The organism is Nocardia sp. NPDC005745, assembly GCF_040630775.1.
Classification (GTDB): Bacteria; Actinomycetota; Actinomycetes; order Mycobacteriales; family Mycobacteriaceae; genus Nocardia.
This window is the reverse complement of record NZ_JBEXYF010000001.1, coordinates 400,184-418,259: the sequence shown is the minus strand read 5'-3', so window position 1 is coordinate 418,259 and position 18,076 is coordinate 400,184. Positions and strand designations below refer to the sequence as shown.

Annotated in this window: 17 protein-coding genes and 2 pseudogenes; 15 read left to right on the top strand and 4 right to left on the bottom strand. The window is 69.1% G+C overall.

Features of this window, described 5'->3' with window-relative positions; genetic code table 11:
* Positions 1-99: 99 nt before the first annotated feature.
* The 3 genes from ABZ420_RS02100 to ABZ420_RS02090 all read left to right on the top strand — a co-directional run bounded on the left by ABZ420_RS02100 (position 100) and on the right by ABZ420_RS02090 (position 2,348).
* Positions 100-915 (top strand): amidohydrolase family protein, encoded by an 816-nt coding sequence (locus ABZ420_RS02100; protein WP_357116166.1) that lies wholly within the window; start codon positions 100-102, stop codon positions 913-915.
* Positions 916-1,065: 150 nt separating this feature from the next.
* Positions 1,066-1,446, top strand: a complete 381-nt coding sequence (locus ABZ420_RS02095; protein ID WP_357116164.1) for a DUF1304 domain-containing protein — start codon at positions 1,066-1,068, stop codon at positions 1,444-1,446.
* A gap of 542 nt (positions 1,447-1,988) precedes the next feature.
* Positions 1,989-2,348, top strand: coding sequence for a DUF4254 domain-containing protein (locus ABZ420_RS02090; RefSeq protein WP_062975470.1), 360 nt, complete (start codon positions 1,989-1,991; stop codon positions 2,346-2,348).
* A 222-nt stretch (positions 2,349-2,570) separates the two neighbouring features.
* Here ABZ420_RS02090 and ABZ420_RS02085 read toward each other — a convergent pair whose 3' ends face one another.
* The gene (locus ABZ420_RS02085) at positions 2,571-3,179 is read right to left on the bottom strand and encodes a DUF4126 domain-containing protein (protein WP_357116162.1); all 609 of its coding nucleotides are present in this window, start codon (positions 3,177-3,179) and stop codon (positions 2,571-2,573) included.
* Positions 3,180-3,345: 166 nt separating this feature from the next.
* Complete coding sequence (locus ABZ420_RS02080; RefSeq protein ID WP_357116160.1) at positions 3,346-4,044, bottom strand: hypothetical protein; 699 nt, start codon at positions 4,042-4,044, stop codon at positions 3,346-3,348.
* Between the two features lie 348 nt (positions 4,045-4,392).
* Here ABZ420_RS02080 and map point away from each other — a divergent pair, with 348 nt between their 5' ends.
* The 5 genes from map (at position 4,393) to ABZ420_RS02055 (ending at position 8,231) form a co-directional block, all read left to right on the top strand.
* The gene (gene map / locus ABZ420_RS02075) at positions 4,393-5,256 is read left to right on the top strand and encodes a type I methionyl aminopeptidase (protein ID WP_062975412.1); all 864 of its coding nucleotides are present in this window, start codon (positions 4,393-4,395) and stop codon (positions 5,254-5,256) included.
* A 52-nt stretch (positions 5,257-5,308) separates the two neighbouring features.
* A complete protein-coding gene (locus tag ABZ420_RS02070; RefSeq protein ID WP_357116158.1) occupies positions 5,309-6,847 on the top strand; it encodes a cobyric acid synthase in 1,539 nt (512 codons plus the stop codon).
* Positions 6,848-6,989: 142 nt separating this feature from the next.
* Entirely contained in the window at positions 6,990-7,223 is a 234-nt protein-coding gene (locus ABZ420_RS02065) for an AbrB/MazE/SpoVT family DNA-binding domain-containing protein (protein ID WP_245660075.1), read from the top strand.
* The gene (locus tag ABZ420_RS02060; RefSeq protein ID WP_062975416.1) at positions 7,220-7,612 is read left to right on the top strand and encodes a type II toxin-antitoxin system VapC family toxin; all 393 of its coding nucleotides are present in this window, start codon (positions 7,220-7,222) and stop codon (positions 7,610-7,612) included. Before ABZ420_RS02065 ends, ABZ420_RS02060 begins: the two co-directional genes overlap by 4 nt.
* A 55-nt stretch (positions 7,613-7,667) precedes the next feature.
* Positions 7,668-8,231, top strand: a complete 564-nt coding sequence (locus ABZ420_RS02055) for an alpha/beta hydrolase (protein ID WP_357116156.1) — start codon at positions 7,668-7,670, stop codon at positions 8,229-8,231.
* On the opposite strand, the gene ABZ420_RS02050 is transcribed toward ABZ420_RS02055, so the two are convergent.
* Entirely contained in the window at positions 8,211-9,272 is a 1,062-nt protein-coding gene (locus tag ABZ420_RS02050; RefSeq protein ID WP_357116154.1) for an alpha/beta hydrolase, read from the bottom strand. The genes ABZ420_RS02055 and ABZ420_RS02050 overlap by 21 nt on opposite strands.
* Before the next feature lie 299 nt (positions 9,273-9,571).
* Here ABZ420_RS02050 and mqo point away from each other — a divergent pair, with 299 nt between their 5' ends.
* The 7 genes and pseudogenes from mqo (at position 9,572) to ABZ420_RS02015 (ending at position 16,906) form a co-directional block, all read left to right on the top strand.
* Positions 9,572-11,086, top strand: coding sequence for a malate dehydrogenase (quinone) (mqo, locus tag ABZ420_RS02045; protein ID WP_357116465.1), 1,515 nt, complete (start codon positions 9,572-9,574; stop codon positions 11,084-11,086).
* 19 nt (positions 11,087-11,105) lie between these two features.
* Positions 11,106-11,555, top strand: coding sequence for a GNAT family N-acetyltransferase (locus ABZ420_RS02040; RefSeq protein ID WP_062975424.1), 450 nt, complete (start codon positions 11,106-11,108; stop codon positions 11,553-11,555).
* A 339-nt stretch (positions 11,556-11,894) separates the two neighbouring features.
* Positions 11,895-13,829 (top strand): magnesium chelatase subunit D family protein, encoded by a 1,935-nt coding sequence (locus tag ABZ420_RS02035; RefSeq protein ID WP_357116463.1) that lies wholly within the window; start codon positions 11,895-11,897, stop codon positions 13,827-13,829.
* 165 nt (positions 13,830-13,994) lie between these two features.
* The gene (gene cobO, locus ABZ420_RS02030) at positions 13,995-14,609 is read left to right on the top strand and encodes a cob(I)yrinic acid a,c-diamide adenosyltransferase (RefSeq protein WP_357116152.1); all 615 of its coding nucleotides are present in this window, start codon (positions 13,995-13,997) and stop codon (positions 14,607-14,609) included.
* 88 nt (positions 14,610-14,697) lie between these two features.
* Positions 14,698-15,414 (top strand): annotated as a pseudogene (locus ABZ420_RS02025) (cobyrinate a,c-diamide synthase); the annotation flags it as partial.
* Between the two features lie 498 nt (positions 15,415-15,912).
* Positions 15,913-16,551, top strand: a pseudogene (locus ABZ420_RS02020) (cobyrinate a,c-diamide synthase); the annotation flags it as partial.
* A complete protein-coding gene (locus ABZ420_RS02015; RefSeq protein ID WP_357116150.1) occupies positions 16,538-16,906 on the top strand; it encodes a cobalamin biosynthesis protein in 369 nt (122 codons plus the stop codon). The pseudogene ABZ420_RS02020 and the gene ABZ420_RS02015, both read left to right, overlap by 14 nt.
* 71 nt (positions 16,907-16,977) lie before the next feature.
* On the opposite strand, the gene ABZ420_RS02010 is transcribed toward ABZ420_RS02015, so the two are convergent.
* On the bottom strand, positions 16,978-18,075 hold the full coding sequence (locus tag ABZ420_RS02010; protein WP_357116148.1) for a hypothetical protein: 1,098 nt from the start codon (positions 18,073-18,075) through the stop codon (positions 16,978-16,980).
* Position 18,076: the final 1 nt, after the last annotated feature.

Here is an 18,076-nt window from a genome sequence, read left to right as displayed (position 1 = left end):
GTTCGATATAGAAGATCAGGTGGAGAGCCCGGAAAACCTCCCATAGCGGACGTCGGCGCAGGGCTGTCGAGCAGCTGTGACCTGTGTCAGAATCCGCGCATGACCATCGACGTCTGGGCGCAACATCCGACCCGGCGATTCCTCGCCCACGACATGTTCGCCTCGCTACGCCGGTGGACCGGAGCCGTGATACCGACCGACGAGATCCCGCTCGAGGTCACCCTCGACGCGATGGACGCCGCGGGCGTCGACCGAGCCCTCATCTCGGCGTGGCACGCGCCGGAAGGCGTCCTCATCTCCAACGACGAGGTCGCGGCCTGGGTGGCCGAGGCGCCGGACCGCCTGCTCCCGATCGCGTCGGTGAACCTGCGCAGGCCGATGGAGGCGGTACGGGAACTGCGCCGCCGGGTGGAACAGGGGTTCAAGGGCCTGCGGGTGCTTCCGTGGCTGTGGGAACTACCGCCGACCGATCGGCGCTTCTACCCGTTGTTCGCCGCCTGTGTGGAGTTGGGTGTCCCGTTCTGCACCCAGGTGGGGCACACCGGTCCGCTGCGGCCGTCGGAGACCGGGCGCCCCATCCCGTACATCGATCAGGTGGCGCTCGACTTCCCGGAGCTGACCATCGTCTGCGGGCACATCGGTTACCCGTGGACCGAGGAGATGATCGCCGTCGCGCGCAAGCACGAGAACGTCGTCATCGACACGTCGGCGTACACCACGAAACGCCTTCCGGCCGAACTGGTCTCCTATCTGAAGTCCCGTAGCGGTCGCCGCAAGGTGCTGTTCGGTACGAACTATCCGATGATCTTCCCGCAGCACGCGCTCGACGGCCTCGCCGCCCTCGGCCTGGACGACGAGACGCGCTCGCTGTACCTCGACGGCAATGCGCGGCGTGTTTTCGGACTGGCCGGTTGACCGAATCGTATGGCGGCGTGTCGGGTAGGTGCTGCGCGCCGCTCGGGCCATAAGATGCCTCGGCACGCCGGAGTCGACCGGGCTGTCGCGCGGATCTCCGCGGGATCCATCGCCGGCGTCACCGGTCGGCGCGCATCGTGAGGAGGTCGAATGCTCTGGGTGGTACAGGTGTTCGCCGTCGCGGCCGCTGTGCTCCATGTCGGCATCTTCGTCATGGAGTCGGTACGGTTCGGCGACCCGAAGGTTCACCAGGGGGTCTTCCGGATCTCCGAAGCCGAATTGCCCTCGGCGCGGCCATGGGCGTTCAATCAGGGCTTCTACAACCTGTTTCTCGCGGTGACGACACTGGTGGGTGTTGCGATCCTGCGGTCGGCGCCGGAAGCGGGATGGGCGCTGGTGCTCAGCGGCTGCGGGTCGATGCTGGCCGCCGCGGTGGTGCTGGTGGCGCACGACCGCCGGTTCGCCAGAGGCGCGGTGGTGCAGGGAACGCTACCGGTTTTGACGTTGCTTGCCGCGGCGACCCAACTCTGAACGCGGCTCACGCGCCGGGATCGGTGCGCCGCATCGGTATCGGGTGATCGCGCGAAGGATTCTCATCGCCCCGCCGGGGCCGGCGGGCACGATCGGCCCACCGGTGCCGACCGAAGGTTCGCGGAGGCGGCCGAATTTCGTACTCGCGGGCGGGTGAGCGGCCCGCGAAGGTGACCCTGAGTTGGGAACGAGCGGTGGTGCGCACCATCGCCGACGGGTGTGGAGTGGACTCGGCCGGGGAGCCGAAAAGGGTTGCGGCCGGTCTGCTCTGGGCGTTCACGCGCCGTCAGGAGCCCTTGACCGCAGAATGCGGACGCAATCTTGCGTTCTTGCATCTGTACGTGCATGATCCAGCTAGCCTAGTTGTGACAACCGATCCGATGGCCGGGATAACGGAATCGAGAGCCAATTATGTTGGTACAAAGAGCGTTGGTGTCGGGTGAACTCGGGGGGCGCCGATGAGCGCGCCGACGGTGGGCGTCTTACCGACCGCACCGCAATTGCTGTGTGCTTTCCAGGGTCGGCGTTTCCAGGACACGGAACTGCTGCGGTCCGCGCACGCACTCGCCGAGCTGCATCAGCACCGCGTGCAGGTGGTGGACGCCGCACTCCTCGCCGAAATCGACTGTCGGCGCCGCGAACTCGTCGACGAGATCAACGACTGGGTCGCGCAGGAGATCCCGCAGCATCGCAACGGGGCCTCGCTGCACACCGAAAGCCTCGGCGCCGTAGTGGACCGGATGGCGCGTAGCTGGGTGAACGCGAATCGGGTCATTCACACCGAGGGCGCGCGCAGCGACAATACCCATAAACATTGGTATCAACTGGCCGAACTGGTGGACGGGTACACTGATCTGGTAACCGACGTGGCCGGTGGCCGCCGCCGTTTGCCCGAACAATGATCTCGTCGCGACGGTGGTCTCGTCCGCGGTAGTGACACTGCCCCGCAGCGTCACTCGTCCGAATGGCGACGTCCCGGTTCCGAGTCATCCGACCAGTGGCTTCGGCCGGGCGATTTTGTCGCCGGCACAGTGACGGCGGGCGCAATGGGGCGCCCCGCCCGGCGTGCCGCGTGGTCGACTGGCGCGGCACGCCCGCCACCTATTGCGCTGTGTGGCAACTATTCATTCCGCGACTTGTACGCGGTTGCCCGCGCGCGTTGCCCGGCGGGCGCGCCGCCGCCGGAGATAACGACGGATTCGGCTCGCGCAGAAATACACCAGCGCCAGACCGAGGACGAGCAGGATCGCCGCGATCACCGCCGCGGCCACCGGGTGGAAAACGGCGAGGGAGACAACCCCGGCGACGGTCACGTCCTCGGCGGTGCTGACCACGATATTGCTGGCGGGCTCCGGGGAGGTGTTGACGGCCATCCGCGTTCCGGCTTTCACCAGGTGACTCATCAGCGCGGCGGTGCCGCCGACCGCGCCCGCCGCGAGCTCCGGCAGCGATCCGTCCTGTCCGGCCAGCAGCGCGGCGACCACGGCTCCCGCGATCGGCCGCACCACGGTGTGCACCGCGTCCCAGAACGAGTCGAGATAGGGGATCTTGTCCGCCACGGCCTCGATCAGGAACAACACCGCCGCCGCGATCAGGACATCGGTGCGCTGCAACGCTTCCGGCACGGAATCGGTGAATCCGAACCGGCCGAAGAGCCCGAGCAGCAGGACCACCGCGTAGGCGTTCACACCACTGGCCCAGCCTGCGGTGAAGATCAGAGGTAGTACGGACACCTCGCCCATGGTATGGCGGGCGGGCGTTCGGTGCCGGAGGTGTGATGAGTCGGCACGGATGCGGGGCGAGCGAGGGCTGTGGTCCGAGGACCCGCGTTCGGCGCGGCCTGCACGGCCGGGGGAGGGGAGAGCCCGGGCGGCGCATCCACGAGCTGTCAGCCGGCGGCTAGTTCATGTCCGCGCGGCCCTGGGTCATGAAATCGTCCAACCATGCGCCGAGCCTGTTCGTGAACTCGACGAACGCGGTAGCGAGGGCTTCGCGGTCGCGGTCGCGTTCACCGGTATCGGAGGGAGGTACGGCCGATGTCATGTACTTATCGGTGAAGGGAACATAGTGCTGGTAGATCATTTCTCTGACCGTTTCCGGGAATCTGTTCAGTAGCTGGACCATGTCGTCGCTGGACGACATGATCGCGACAGAAACGGCCGCTATGCAGTCGGTCATCCGCTGGCTGAAATCTCCCATCGCGGAGCGAAATCCCTCGAAGTTGTCCGCGCGAAGAAATCCGGCCATCCGGCCCGCGTGTGTCGTGAGAGCGAACGCGCTCCGGAGGAAATCATAGTAGGCTTCCTTGCGATTTTTCTGTGCCACCTGTACCAACGCCAGCCTCGCTTCGCGGTCCGCCTTGTTGGCCGTGACGTACACGGCCGCCGAGGCGGATACGAAGCTGGAAATGAGCGCGGCGCACAGAGCTGCTATGAGTGCGTAACGTGCGCTGCGGGTGGTCGCATCGTCTTGGTGTGCGTGTTCATTCGGTTCTGCCGCCGAACCTGTCGCGGAGTTCCCCTGCGGCTGGTCCGGACCCATATCAGGCGTCGAAGCCGTTTCGTCCGAATTTGATCGAGAGGCTGGTTCGGTGGCCATCTCTACTCCCGCCCGAAGAGTAACTACAGGTCGACCGATTATCGCATGCGCTGATCTGTGTGCGAGCGGAGGCGCGAATTCCGGCGCCGGTAATTATTACGTATACTGGACCATTGTTCAACTTTTATCGGCGTGAATGTGGTCACCGGTCGCGCGGGCGATTATCGAAGAGTGCGTTCGAGAATATTCGATCGGTGTCACGGACGCGGAGGTTGTGGGCGGCGGCCACCGCCCCGCAGAGAGCGATTCGAGGCCGAGGCTATGCGCGCCGGACGGAACCGGACGGTGTCCCGCCCTGTTCCCGCTGGCCCTCGGCATCGGCGCGGTCGGTTGATTACGCTGTTCGCTATGTCTGTCCGCACTCGCAAGCCCCTCGTCCCCGGTACGTTGTCGCCCACCCGTGAAGTCCCGCGTGCCATCGAGCGCCCGGAATACGCGTGGAAGAAGACCGCCGACGAGGGACGCGAGCCCTGGGTGCAGACCGCGGAGACGATCGAGAAGATGCGCATCGCGGGCAAGATCGCCGCGCAGGCGCTGGAAGAGGCGGGCAAGGCGGTCGCGCCCGGTGTCACCACCGACGAGCTGGACCGCATCGCGCACGAGTACATGTGCGACCACGGCGCCTACCCGTCGACCCTGGGGTACAAGGGTTTCCCGAAGTCGTGCTGCACCTCGCTGAACGAGGTGATCTGCCACGGCATCCCGGACTCCACCGTGATCGAGGACGGCGACATCGTCAACATCGACGTCACCGCCTACATCAACGGCGTGCACGGCGACACCAACAAGACCTTCCTCGCCGGTGACGTCGACGAGGAGGTGCGCCTGCTGGTCGAGCGGACCGAGGAGGCCACCATGCGGGCGATCAAAGCCGTGCGGCCCGGCCGGGCGCTGAATGTGATCGGCCGCGTCATCGAGTCCTACGCCAACCGGTTCGGTTACGGCGTGGTGCGCGACTTCACCGGCCACGGTGTCGGCCCGACGTTCCACAGCGGGCTGGTCGTGCTGCACTACGACCAGCCCGCGGTGGAGACCGTCATCGAACCGGGCATGACGTTCACCATCGAGCCGATGATCAACCTCGGGGGCATCGATTACGAGATCTGGGACGACGGCTGGACCGTGGTCACCAAGGACCGCAAGTGGACCGCGCAGTTCGAGCACACGTTGGTGGTCACCGAGTCGGGGACCGAGATCCTGACCCTCCCGTGACCGGCCGTGATCCGGCCGCCCGGGTGGCCGTTCACCGGACGATCGGACGGCGATGAAGGGCGCGCTGCTCGTCGCGGGCACGACCTCGGATGCGGGGAAGAGCGTCGTCGTGGCCGGGATCTGCCGGATGCTGGCGCGGCGCGGCGTGCGCGTCGCCCCGTTCAAGGCGCAGAACATGTCCAACAACTCCGTGGTCACCCTCGACGGCGGGGAGATCGGGCGGGCGCAGGCGTTGCAGGCCGAGGCGTGCGGGCTGGAGCCCAGCGTGCGGTTCAATCCGGTCCTGCTCAAGCCGGGCAGTGACCGTCGTTCCCAGCTGGTCGTGCGGGGAAGGGCGATCGGCACCGTCGGCGCGGAAGACTACTTCCGGCATCGCCGGGAGTTGCGCGACGTGGTGGCCGCCGATCTCGCCGCGCTGCGCGCCGAATTCGACGTGGTCGTCTGCGAGGGCGCCGGTTCGCCCGCCGAGATCAACCTGCGCGCGACGGACCTGGCGAACATGGGGCTCGCGCGCGCCGCGGAACTACCCGTGCTGCTCGTCGGAGACATCGATCGCGGTGGCGTGCTCGCCCACCTGTTCGGCACCGTCGCCATCCTGGAACCCGAGGATCAGCGACTGATCTCGGGTTTCATCGTCAACAAGTTCCGCGGCGCGGTCGAGCTGCTGAGGCCGGGGCTGGAGCGTCTCACCGAACTCACCGGCCGCCCCACCCTCGGAGTGCTGCCGTATGCCGAGGACCTCTGGCTCGATGCGGAGGACTCGCTGGGCACCCTCGCCGACGCGCCGGTCGGCCGTCCTCGCCCCCCGCTGGGCGCCGACTGGCTGACCGTCGCCGCGATCCGGCTGCCGCGCATCTCCAACTCCACCGACGTCGAGGCGCTGGCCTGCGAACCCGGCGTGGCGGTGCGCTGGGTGACCGAGCCGTCCCGGCTGGCGGGCGCCGATCTGGTGATCCTGCCCGGCAGCAAGGCGACCGTGTCGGATCTGCGGTGGCTGCGGCGTACCGGCCTCGCCGACGCCCTGCGGGCACGCGCCGCCGCCGGCGGGCCGATCCTGGGCGTCTGCGGCGGGTACCAGATGCTCGGCGCTCGCATCCTGGACCGCGTCGAATCCGGCGCCGGCGAGGTCGAGGGGCTGCGGTTGCTCGATCTGACCGTCGAGTTCGCCGAATCGAAGGTGTTGCGCCGCAGCGAAGGGCACGCCGCGGGAATCGCCGTGCGTGGCTACGAGATCCATCACGGCCGCGTCACGCACCGCGGCGACCCGGCGTGGCTCACGGTCGACGGCGAGCCGGAGGGCAGCGTTCGCGGCGCGGTGTGGGGCACCCATCTGCACGGGCTGCTGGAATCCGACGAGTTCCGCCGCGCCTGGCTCCGCGCGGTCGCCACGGCGGCGGGCCGCACGGGTTTCATTGTGGCCGACGATGTCTCGGTGTCGGCGGTGCGTGCCGCACAGCTCGATCTGCTGGCCGATCTGATCGAAGACCACCTCGACATCGCCGCGCTGGAGCGGCTGCTCTCCGAGGGCGCGCCCGCCGGGTTGCCCATCCTGGCCACCGACGCGGTGCTCGCGGGCGACCGTATCGGTTGACGCGGGCCACCCAGCGCCTTACCTTGCAGTAAGGAATTCGGCTTCGGGTAAGGCTTGGGGTCGGTCGGCACGGTCGGGTGTGAGGATGATGGCGGCGGAGAAGAGGCCCAGCGGCCGAGGGACGAATGTGGTGTCGGCGACGGTGACCAGTAAGGGACAGATCACGATCCCGATCGACGTGCGCGTGGCGATGGGGTTGCGCGCGGGCGTGCGAGTCGCGTTCGTGCCCACGCCCAACGGCACCTACGAGCTGGTGCCCGAGACGCGCACGATCAAGGCGCTCAAAGGCATCCTCGGCTGGTCCGGCTCGCCCATCGGCCTCGCGGAGATGAACGAGGCGATCGCGGGCAACGTCGTGGAAGGCAAGCGCGGATGATCGGGCTGGACGCGAATGTGCTGATCCGCTACCTCACCCAGGACGACCCGGAGCAGTCCGCCCGGGCCAACCAGGTGATCGACGGGCTCAGCGAGACCGAACCCGGCTACGTCACGATGATCGTGCTCGCCGAGATCCACTGGGTGCTGCGCCGTGGCTACAAACAGGATCCCGAGGCCGTCACCGATGTGCTGCTCGGGCTGCTCGACTCGAGCGAAATCGTGGTGGAGCGCGCCGACACCGTGCGCCAAGCGCTGCGGCGCGCCGCCGACGGCGCGGACTTCGCCGACGCGCTGATCCAGCAGCTCGGCCAGGAGGCAGGCTGTGAACTGACCGTCACCTTCGATCACAACGCGGGTGAGCGGGCCGGGATGCGCCTGCTCGCCTGATTCCGCCACCCCGACCCGCCGCCGTAATGCCCTGATCCGTGTAGCGTGATTCGGCATGGAATCTCGGCAGATCACGGTGGGTGACCGGGCGTGGACCGTGCGGATCGACGGGCCGGAATCCCGGCACAGCGTGCTGCTGCTGCCCGACGCGGGTGATTCGGCGGACGTCTTCGATCAGGTGTGCGCCCGTCTGCACACCTCGGATCTGCGCACCTTCGCGGTGGAGTCGATCGAGGGTCTCGACGCGGCCGCCGTGACCGCGATCCTGGACGAACTCGGCCTGCCGTGGGTGAACGTGGCCGGTTGCGGCGCGGGCGCGGTGCTGGCATGGCAGGCGTGTGCCCGCGGATTCGGCCGCTTCCAGAGCCTTGTCGCGGCCGATCGCGGTCACCCGGCCACGCCCGGGCCCGACGGAGCGGTGGCGGACGCGTCGACCGGCCCGGTCGAGGTGCCGACCACGCTGCTGGTCACCAAGAATCTGCCGCGCTCGGTGGCCGACGCGTCGGGACGGTTCGTCTACGGCGAGTTCCGGGTGGTCGAGGTAGACGTCACCGACGTGGCCACCGAAGCAGGCCACGAACTGGCCACCGAGATCGTGCTACGCACCAGCCTCTGGTGACTTCGCGCCCTGGTAGTCCGCGAGCCATTCGAGCCAGTTGTCGAGTTCGCGGAAGGCCTGGGCCAGCGGTTCGGGGCCGGAGAGGAACACGTCGTGCTTGGCGCCGTCGATCGGCACCATGTTCGTGCGGTCGCCCAGGCAGCCCGACCAGCGCTGGATCTGCTTGACGTCGAGCACGGCGTCGGCCACGTCCACAGCGGGGCCGTACTCCTTGGCGAACTTCGTCATCCGGGAGCGCAGGATCAGCGAGGGCACGCCGATGTCGAGGCCCTGGTGCAGCCGCGCGTGGCCGTTGCGGATCGCGCGCAGCCAGCCGAGCCGCACCGGGAAGCCGTGCAGCGGTTTCCAGTCCAGGTTGTAATCCCACTCGCCGGACGCGGAGCGGTGCAGGCTGTCGCCATAGGTGCTGATCTTGGCGCCGGGCAGCTGGACCATCCTCTGGAAGCGTCCGACCGCTTTGATGATCGGCGTACCGACGGTCCGGTAGTACGCGGGACCCTGCAGGTCGAACCATGGGCTGTTGAGCACCACGCCGGTGATGCCCGCGGCGGCCGTACCCTGCGCGCGGTTGAGCCGGTCCAGCCACAGTGACACGACCAGGCCGCCGGTGGAGTGGGCGTTGACAACCACGGGGGCGCCGGTCTCGGCCCGGACGATCCGCAGCGACTCCGCGAGCTCCCGGTCGTAGAAAGCGAGATCCGTCACATAGTGCGGAGTGTGACCGTCGCGCAGCGAGCGGCCGCATTTGCGCAGATCGAGCGCGTAGAACTGGAATCCGCGCGCGGCGAAGTGCTCGGCGAGATGTTCCTGGAAGAAGTAGTCGGTGAATCCGTGGACGTAGAGCACCGCGCCCGCGGTCTGCTCGACGGCGCCGGAGGGCACGTAGCGCACCAGCGTGGCGACCACCTCGCCTTCACCGTCGGGATCGGGGCCGAGGGGCAGCGTGCGCTGCTGGTACCGGGGGCCCAGGACGTCGGGGCGCCAGCCTTCGCCCTCCGGAGAAGTGCTGACCGGCTCGGCAAGCGACTGTTCGTTCGTCACGCGACCAATGTATTGGACAGTGTCACGCGCCGACAGACCACGGCGGTCCATCGGCGGCCGAAGTGACGACGATCTCTGTCGCATTCCGCACATTCCGCAGGCTCGTTGCCGGGCGGCGGCGTGGTGAGGTGCACAATTGGGCTTAGGTGAACGGCGGGTAACCTGACTCCCGCCATGCCGTTCGGGACCGGCGGACGCCGGAACCGAGCCACAACTACACCGTGCCCAGGCAGGTCCACCCGCCCGGTGGGCCCGCGCAGAAGGACAAGGAAGTCGATCTACCCGTGCCGAACGCTGCCATGACTGAAAAGACCGATGTAGTACTCATCGGTGCCGGCATCATGAGTGCCACTCTCGGCGCGCTGCTGCGGCAGCTGCAGCCGGAGTGGTCGATCTCCCTGTTCGAGCGGCTCGACGCCGCCGCGGCCGAGAGCAGCGATCCGTGGAACAACGCGGGTACCGGACACTCCGCGCTCTGCGAGCTGAACTACAGCCCGCAGCTACCCGACGGCTCGGTGGACATCACCAAGGCAGTCGACATCAACGAGCGGTTCCAGGTCTCCCGCCAGTTCTGGTCCTACGGCGTGGAGAACGGCATCCTGCGCGATCCGTCCGCCTTCATCAACCCCATCCCGCACGTCAGCTTCGTGCACGGCGCCGAAAACGTGGAATACCTGCGCAAGCGGTACGAAGCGCTGGCGCCGCACCCGCTGTTCGAGGGCATGGAGTTCATCGACAGTCCCGACGAGTTCACCCGGCGGTTGCCGTTGATGGCACGCGGTCGGGACTTCTCCGACCCGATCGCGCTGAACTGGACCGACGGCGGCACCGATATCGACTTCGGCTCCCTCACCCAGGAACTGCTCGCCTACCTCGGCTCCTCCGGCGCGGACCTGGCCTTCGGGCACGAGGTGCGCGACCTGTCCAAGCATTCCGACGGATCCTGGCTGGTGACGGTGCGCAACGTGCGCACCCGCGAGACGCGCACGCTGATCAGCAAGTTCGTCTTCGTCGGCGCGGGCGGCGGCGCTCTGCCGCTGCTGCAGAAGGCGGGCATCAAGGAGGCGAAGGGATTCGGCGGGTTCCCGGTCAGCGGCCAGTTCTTCCGCTGCGTCAACCCGGCGCTGATCAACGAGCACGAGGCCAAGGTGTACGGCAAGGCGGCGGTCGGCGCTCCGCCGATGTCGGTGCCGCATCTGGACACCCGCGTGATCAAGGGCAAGCCGGGCCTGTTGTTCGGCCCGTACGCGGGCTGGACGCCGAAGTTCCTCAAGGACGGCAAGAACACCGACCTGTTCAAGTCGGTGCGGCCGAACAACATCTTCTCGCTGCTCGGCGTCGGCGTCACCGAGCTCGGTCTGACCAAGTACCTGGTCAGCGAGCTGCTGAAGTCGGAGGCGGGCAAGGTCATCACGCTGTCGGAGTTCATCCCGCGCGCCGAGGCCAAGGACTGGGAGTTGATCACCGCGGGCCAGCGCGTGCAGGTCATCCGCCGTAAGGGCGCGGGCGGCGTGCTCGAGTTCGGCACCGCCGTGATCTCCGCGCAGGACGGCACCATCGCCGGTCTGCTCGGCGCGTCCCCGGGCGCCTCCACCTGCGTCACCGCCATGCTGGACGTCATGCAGCGGTGCTTCCCGCAGGAGTACGCCACGTGGACGCCGAAGCTGAAGGAGATGGTGCCCTCGCTGGGCATCAAGCTGTCCGAGGACCCGGCGCTGTTCCACGAAGTGTGGGATTGGACCTCCAAGACGTTGAACCTCGTCGACGGCGGCGACAACACGCCGCGACATGCAGGGGTCGCGGCGAACGCCTAGGTTGTGATAGCAAGGCGCGATGATGTCAACGGTTGCTCTCAAACGCTCCTGGGCGCAGGATCTCGATACCGCGACGCTCTACCAGCTGTTGAAACTTCGCGTCGAAGTGTTCGTCGTCGAGCAGAAGTGCGCGTACCCCGAACTGGACGGCAACGACCTTCTCCCGGAGACCCGGCACTTCTGGCTCGATGACGAGGGCGAGGTCATCGCCACGCTGCGGCTGTGCGAGGAGCACCACGACGGCGTGAAGAGCTTCCGTATCGGCAGGCTCTGCACGGCGGCGCCCGCCCGCGGGCACGGTTACACCACTCGACTGCTGCAGGCGGCGCTGGCCGAGGTCGGTTCGGCGACGGTTCGCCTGAGCGCCCAGAGCTACCTGATCGACCTGTACACCAAACACGGCTTCAAGGTCGACGGGCCGGAATTCGAAGAAGACGGCATCCCGCACGTGCCCATGCGCAGAGGTTGATGTCTTTCCAGCGCCTGAGGCGCTGGGTGTTCGCGGTCCCTTCATGCTTCGCGTCCGAGCGGCGACCGTCGGCGACTTCGTCGCGGCGGCGACCGCTCGGACGCGAACCGGGCCGCGAACGGCGCGTGCTCGGTCTCGCTTCGATCGGAAAACGTGGTGGGGGGCGCGGCACCCCTGCGGAGCCATGAGTGGGTCGGCGGTGGGTGCGGTTCAGGGGGTGCGCGCATCGGTTCTGAATCGAAGGGCACTGTGGGGCCGGCACGGCCCCGCGCTTAGAGTTGGGGCGTGTCCGTGTCCCATGCCGAAACAGTGCCGACGTCCGACCAGCGCAGCCGAACGATGCCGGGTTCGGACGGTGAAGCGGGATTTCCCTTCTCGGCGGTGGTCGGTCAGGAACGGCTGCAACTGGCGCTGATCCTCTGCGCGGTGCATCCCGGCATCGGCGGCGTCCTGGTGCGTGGCGAGAAGGGCACCGCGAAGTCGACCGTGGTGCGCGCGCTGGCGCAGCTGCTGCCGCCCGTGGTGGACGAGACCGGCGCGCGGCCCGCCCGCTTGGTGGAGCTGCCGGTGGGCGCGACCGAAGACCGCGTGGTCGGCTCGCTGGACCTGGAGCGCGTGCTACGCGACGGGGAGCAGGCGTTCCGCCCCGGCCTGCTGGCCGCCGCCCATCACGGTGTGCTGTACGTCGATGAGGTCAACCTGCTGCACGACCATCTGGTCGACGTGCTGCTGGACGCCGCGGCGATGGGGCGGGTGCACATCGAACGCGACGGCGTCTCGCACTCGCATCCGGCGCGTTTCGTGCTGGTGGGCACCATGAATCCGGAGGAGGGCGAACTGCGTCCGCAGCTGCTGGACCGGTTCGGCCTGACCGTGGACGTGGCCGCCTCCCGGGACGTGGACGTGCGCATGGCGGTCGTGCGCCGCAGGCTGGACTACGAGGCCGACCCGGCCGGATTCGCCGCCCGGTACGCCGCGGCGGACCACGAGGTGGCCGAGCAGATCCTCGCCGCCCGCGACCGGCTGGGGCAGGTGGTGCTCGACGACGTGGAGCTGCGCCGCATCGCCGCGCTGTGCGCCGCGTTCGACGTGGACGGGATGCGGGCCGATCTGGTCGTCGCGCGCACCGCGACCGCGCATGCCGCCTGGCGCGGTGCCGACGCGGTGACCGAGGACGACGTGCGGGTGGCCGCCGAACTGGCGCTGCCGCACCGGCGCAGGCGCGATCCGTTCGACGAGCCCGGCATCAGCGAGCAGCAGCTCGACGACGCCATGCGTGACGCGGCCGAGCAGGCGCGGCCCGAGGAGGAGACCTCCACGCCGAGCGGTCCGGACGGCACGCCCCGGGATGCCGAGGAGCCGGGCGACGATCCGGACGGTGGCCCGGACAATCCGTCGCCGCCCGAAGGTCCGGGCGGTGGGCAATCGCGTGAAGGGCGCAGTGGCGCACCGACTTTTGCCGGTTCGCGAACACCACGCTGGGAGGTGCCCGGCGTCGGCGAAGGCGCTCCGGGGCGGCGCTCGCGCGCGGAATCACGGCACGGGCGGGTGGTGCGTCCGAGTGCCGGCACGTCGTCGGGCCTGCATCTGCTCGGCACCGTCTTCGCGGCGGCGCCGCATCAGCGTTCCCGTGGCCGCGGGAACGGGCCGTTGCGGCTGGCCGCCGAAGACCTCCGCGGCGCGTATCGGGAAGGGCGCGAAGGGAATCTGGTCGTCTTCGTGGTCGACGCCTCCGGTTCCATGGCCGCCCGCGACCGGCTGTCCGCCGTCACCGGCGCGGTGGTGACATTGCTGCGGGACGCGTATCAGCGCCGCGACAAAGTCGCCGTCGTCAGCGTGCGCGGCGCGGAGGCCGAACTCGTCCTGCCGCCCACTTCCTCGGTCGACATCGCGGTGCGCCGGCTGTCCGGAATGCGCACGGGCGGGAAGACCCCGCTGGCGGCGGGCCTGCTGAAGGCCAGGGAAATCGTGCTGCGCGAGCGTGTGCGCGATCCGCGCCGCAGGCCGATGCTGGTGTTGCTGACCGACGGTCGCGCGACGGGCGGGACCGACCCGGTTCCCCGCGCCCGCGCCGCGGCCCGCTTGCTCGCCAGGGACGCGGTCACCTCGATCGTGGTCGACTGCGAACGCGGCATGATCCGCCTCGGCCTCGCCGTGGACCTGGCGCGCGACCTGCGCGGCGGCTACCTGAGACTGGCCGAGCTGACCGGTGCGGCGGTCGCGGACGTCGTCCGCGCGAGTTCCGGGAACGGTAGTTCGGCGCGAGCGGCGTGAGCACGACTTTCGAGCCGTGTGCCCGGTGGAGGCCGCGCGGCCGCCCCTTCGGAGACGGTGGGGGGACCCGGTGAGTCGGCGTCCAAGGGTGGGCGGTTCGCGCGGCTTCCGGTCCGGACGTGGTGCACAGGTTCGGAGTGATCCGAGGACGAGCAAGGAGATTCGATGCCCAAGGGTGTTCCGGAGACAGTTCCCGACGACGGGCTGACCACGCGGCAGCGGCGCAATCAGCCGGTGCTCGCGGTGCACACCGGGCCGGGCAAGGGGAAGTCGACGGCCGCGTTCGGGATGGCGCTGCGAGCGTGGAACCAAGGCTTCGACGTCGCGGTGTTCCAATTCGTGAAGAGCGCCAAGTGGAAGGTCGGGGAGGAAGCCGCCTTCCGCGCCCTCGGCGCACTGCACGAGCAGACCGGCGCGGGCGCGCCGGTCGAGTGGCACAAGATGGGCGAGGGCTGGTCCTGGACCCGCAAACAGGGCACCGAGCAGGACCACGCCGCCGCCGCGCTGGCCGGCTGGCAGGAGATCGCCCGCCGCCTGCGGGCCGAACAGCACCGCTTCTACGTCCTGGACGAGTTCACCTACCCCCTGAAATGGGGCTGGGTCGACGTGGACGAGGTGGTCGACGCCCTCAACGCCCGCCCCGGCAACCAGCACGTCGTCATCACAGGCCGCGACGCCCCCCAACCCCTCCTGGAAGCCGCCGACCTGGTCACCGAAATGACCAAGCTCAAACACCCGATGGACGTAGGCCGCAAAGGCCAACGAGGCATCGAATGGTGATCCCCGCGAGCGGCACATCGCTGCGGCGAATCGCGAGAGGGCCGCACGAAGGTGTGCCACTCGCGGGGCGGGAGCGGCGATGAGGGCGGTGGTGGTGGCGGCGCCGGCGTCGGGGAGCGGGAAGACGACGGTGGCGACCGGCCTGGTGGGCGCGTTGCGGAAGGTGGGGCATCGGGTGGCGCCGTTCAAGGTGGGGCCCGACTACATCGATCCGGGGTATCACGGGTTGGCGGCGGGGCGACCGGGGAGAAACCTGGATCCGGTGCTGGTGGGGGTGGAGCGGGTTGTGCCGCTGTTCCGGCACGGGTCGCGGGGGTGCGATCTCGCGGTGGTCGAGGGCGTGATGGGGTTGTTCGACGGGCGGATCGATGACGAGTACGCCGGTCCGGTGGCGGAGGGGTCGACGGCGCAGGTCGCGGCCTTGCTGGGGGCGCCGGTGGTGCTGGTGGTGGACGCGCGGGGACACAGCCAGAGCCTCGCGGCGCTGCTGCACGGATTCGCGACCTTCGACAGCGGCGTCCGGCTCGGCGGCGTGATCCTGAACCGGGTCGGCAGCGAACGGCACGATCAGGTGCTGCGCGCCGCCTGCGATCGAGTCGGGCTGCCGGTGCTCGGGTCGTTGCCGCGCCTGGCCGAACTCGAAGTCCCGTCCCGGCATCTCGGCCTGATTCCCGCCGTAGAACACGGGTCGGCCGCGACGGCGGCGGTGGCGGCTATGACGGATCTCGTCGCCGCGCACGTGGACCTGCACGCCATCGCGGCGCTCGCTCGCTCGTCGGTCACCGGACCCGCGTGGGATCCCGCCGCCGCCGTGCGCGGTCTGGAAGCAGTAGAGGCGTCCACCGCGGCGTTTCCGATTGGAGCCGACGGGCCGGGGGCGTCGAGGGTTGGCGGTGAACTCGGTGCGCCGGAGTCGCCGCCTCCGGCTGGGATCAGCGACTCGGGGTTCTACGGTGAAGCCGGGGATTCGAAGGCATCGAGGCCCAGCAGTGCAGTCGGTGACGCGGGGGTACCGAGGTCTAGCGGTGGAGTCGCTGACTCCGGGGTGCCGGGGGTTCGCGGTGGAGTCGGTGACCCGGGGGCGTCGGCGTCTTCCAGTGGAACCAGTGACCCGGGTTTGTCGAGGGTTCGCGGTGGAGTCGGTGACTCGGGTTTGTCGAGGGTTCGCGGTGGAGTCGGTGACTCGGGGGTGGCGGGGGTTCGCGGTGGAGTCGGTGACTCGGGGGCGTCGACGTCTGTCGGCGGTGAGCGGGATTCGCATGTCTCCACCGATCCCGGCGGTGAATCGCACGCCGGGGAAATCCCGGCCGATCGGGAGGGTCCGCTGATCGCCGTCGCCGGTGGCCCGGCATTCACGTTCGGCTACGCCGAGCATCGTGAGTTGCTGGTGGCCGCGGGGGCGCAGGTGGTCGTTTTCGACCCGCTGCACGACGAATTACCCACGGGGACAGCGGCATTGGTGCTGCCAGGGGGGTTTCCCGAGGAACACGCCGCGGACCTGGCGGCCAATTCCGTCCTGCTGCGGGCAGTGGCCGCCGCCGCTCGGCACGGGATGCCGGTGCATGCCGAATGCGCCGGGCTGCTGTATCTGACCCGATCGCTGGACGGCCACCCGATGGCAGGGGTGGTGGATGCCGACGCCGCGTTCGGACCGCGTCTGACACTCGGCTACCGGGACGCCGTCGCACTGGTCGACTCGCCGCTGTGGCGGGTCGGCGAACGGGTCAGGGGGCACGAGTTCCACCGCACCCGTCTCGTGTCGGCGCCGCCGAATCCGGCGTGGGGCTGGCGCGGCAGCGCGGGAGAGGTCGTCCGGGAGGGTTCGCTGAGCGGCAATGTGCACGCGTCGTATCTCCACACCCACCCGGCGGGGAATCCCGCGGCGGTGCGGCGATTCGTCACCGCGGCAATGCGATTCGCGAGTTCTGGTGCCACCGGCTGATGTTGTCGTCGGCATCGGACTACGGCCGGGCACATCGGCGGTCGTGATCCGCGCCGCATTGCGCGAGGGCGTGAGTGGCTTCCGGATAGTGTGTCTGGCCAGCATCACCCAGCGCTTCGCCGAGCCCGGCCTGCGCGCCGTCGCCGCGGAGTTTCAGGTGCCGCTGCGGTCCTACTCCGCCGCGGAACTGGCGAACGTCGCCGTCCCCAACCCGGCAATCCGGACGCATGCGGCTGTCGGCACGGCGAGCGTCGCGGAAGCTGCGGCGCTGCTCGCCGCCGGAGGCGGACCGTTGATACTGCCGAAGCGCGTCGTGCGGGGCGTAGTGCTCGCGGCAGCGCTGTACGAGCGGTAGAACCGCGCTTTGTGCCGGACGCGCATCTCTTCCGGAACCGGTCGCGAAGACCGGTGTCGGCGGCGCTGGATTCAGGGTGCGACCGAGCCCCAGTCGGCGAAGCCGGTGGGGTCGTGGCGGCCGATGCTGGCGTGTTCGAACAGGCCCCATCCCTCGGCGTCGCCGCAGCGGGCACGGGCGACGTGGTCGGTCACCCCGTAGGGGGTGCGGGCGACGATCGCCGGATCGGTGAGGTCGTAGCGGCTGGAGGAGGACCAGTCGCGCCCCTTCCACTGGCCGTGCTGCCAGTCGGGATCGCCGCCGTAGCCGCAGCCGACGTGCAGCGGGACGCCGATGCCCGGCGTGATCTCGATCTCCAGTGGCTTGCCGTCCGGCGTGGTCAGCTCCAGTCGCGCACCGACGGGATGCCTTGTGCCGGAGCGATAGTCGATCGATATGCGGGGCCAGCCGAGTTGTTCGGTGCGTCCGTCCGGCCAGATCCGGGTCGCGTCGTTGAGCGTGCGCCTGCCGTCCGGATCTTCCTGCACGATGATCACTACCGCGAAGTCTTCGAACCGCAGCGGCACGTACAGCCACCAGAACCCGCCCGAGGGCTCGGTGGCCGCGCGTCCGGGCGGCTCGGTCTCCCCGACCGGGCGGATGCCCCATGAGCGGTCCCTGGTCCCGGTCCATACCGCCGGGTCGACGGTGATGTCGTCGCCGTCCACGTGCAGCGTCCCCGCCCACGAGCCGACCTGCGCGAACCGGGACGCGTCGATGATCGGCCGGTTGCCCGCGAGAATCAGGTGCGGTTGTTCCTGGACGGCGGGAAAGGCGCCGGTCCAGGTGAGGTCGAAGCTCAGATCGCCGTGTTCGCAGACCACCCGCAGGCGCCGCAGCGGCTCCGGCACCTCGATGCGGTAGCCGCCGACGCGCTGGTCGAGGCCCCGGTCGCCGAGCGCGTCGGAGAAGCGCACCGCGCGCACCGCGTCGCCACGGCGGACGGCGGCGTAGGCGTCGGTCACCCCGAGGTTGGGATACACGCCGAAACCGGTGATCAGAAACGTGCCGCCGTCGCGGTCGTGGGCGTTGAAGTAGCTGCGGTCGTAGAAGTTCCGATCGCTGGAGGCCACCCGGGCCAGCGACAGCGGGGTCTGATGGATGGGGTACTCGTCCAAAGGCACAGGCATG

What these genes read in the sequence shown, in the direction of transcription:
- ABZ420_RS02060 (WP_062975416.1), top strand. Translation starts at nt 7,220, where the DNA reads ATGATCGGGCTGGACGCGAATGTGCTGATCCGCTACCTCACCCAGGAC.
- map (WP_062975412.1), top strand. Translation starts at nt 4,393, where the DNA reads ATGTCTGTCCGCACTCGCAAGCCCCTCGTCCCCGGTACGTTGTCGCCC.
- ABZ420_RS02095 (WP_357116164.1), top strand. Translation starts at nt 1,066, where the DNA reads ATGCTCTGGGTGGTACAGGTGTTCGCCGTCGCGGCCGCTGTGCTCCAT.
- ABZ420_RS02040 (WP_062975424.1), top strand. Translation starts at nt 11,106, where the DNA reads ATGATGTCAACGGTTGCTCTCAAACGCTCCTGGGCGCAGGATCTCGAT.
- cobO (WP_357116152.1), top strand. Translation starts at nt 13,995, where the DNA reads ATGCCCAAGGGTGTTCCGGAGACAGTTCCCGACGACGGGCTGACCACG.
- ABZ420_RS02080 (WP_357116160.1), bottom strand. Translation starts at nt 4,044, where the DNA reads ATGGCCACCGAACCAGCCTCTCGATCAAATTCGGACGAAACGGCTTCG.
- ABZ420_RS02055 (WP_357116156.1), top strand. Translation starts at nt 7,668, where the DNA reads ATGGAATCTCGGCAGATCACGGTGGGTGACCGGGCGTGGACCGTGCGG.
- ABZ420_RS02070 (WP_357116158.1), top strand. Translation starts at nt 5,309, where the DNA reads ATGAAGGGCGCGCTGCTCGTCGCGGGCACGACCTCGGATGCGGGGAAG.
- mqo (WP_357116465.1), top strand. Translation starts at nt 9,572, where the DNA reads ATGACTGAAAAGACCGATGTAGTACTCATCGGTGCCGGCATCATGAGT.
- ABZ420_RS02035 (WP_357116463.1), top strand. Translation starts at nt 11,895, where the DNA reads ATGCCGGGTTCGGACGGTGAAGCGGGATTTCCCTTCTCGGCGGTGGTC.
- ABZ420_RS02100 (WP_357116166.1), top strand. Translation starts at nt 100, where the DNA reads ATGACCATCGACGTCTGGGCGCAACATCCGACCCGGCGATTCCTCGCC.
- ABZ420_RS02010 (WP_357116148.1), bottom strand. Translation starts at nt 18,075, where the DNA reads ATGCCTGTGCCTTTGGACGAGTACCCCATCCATCAGACCCCGCTGTCG.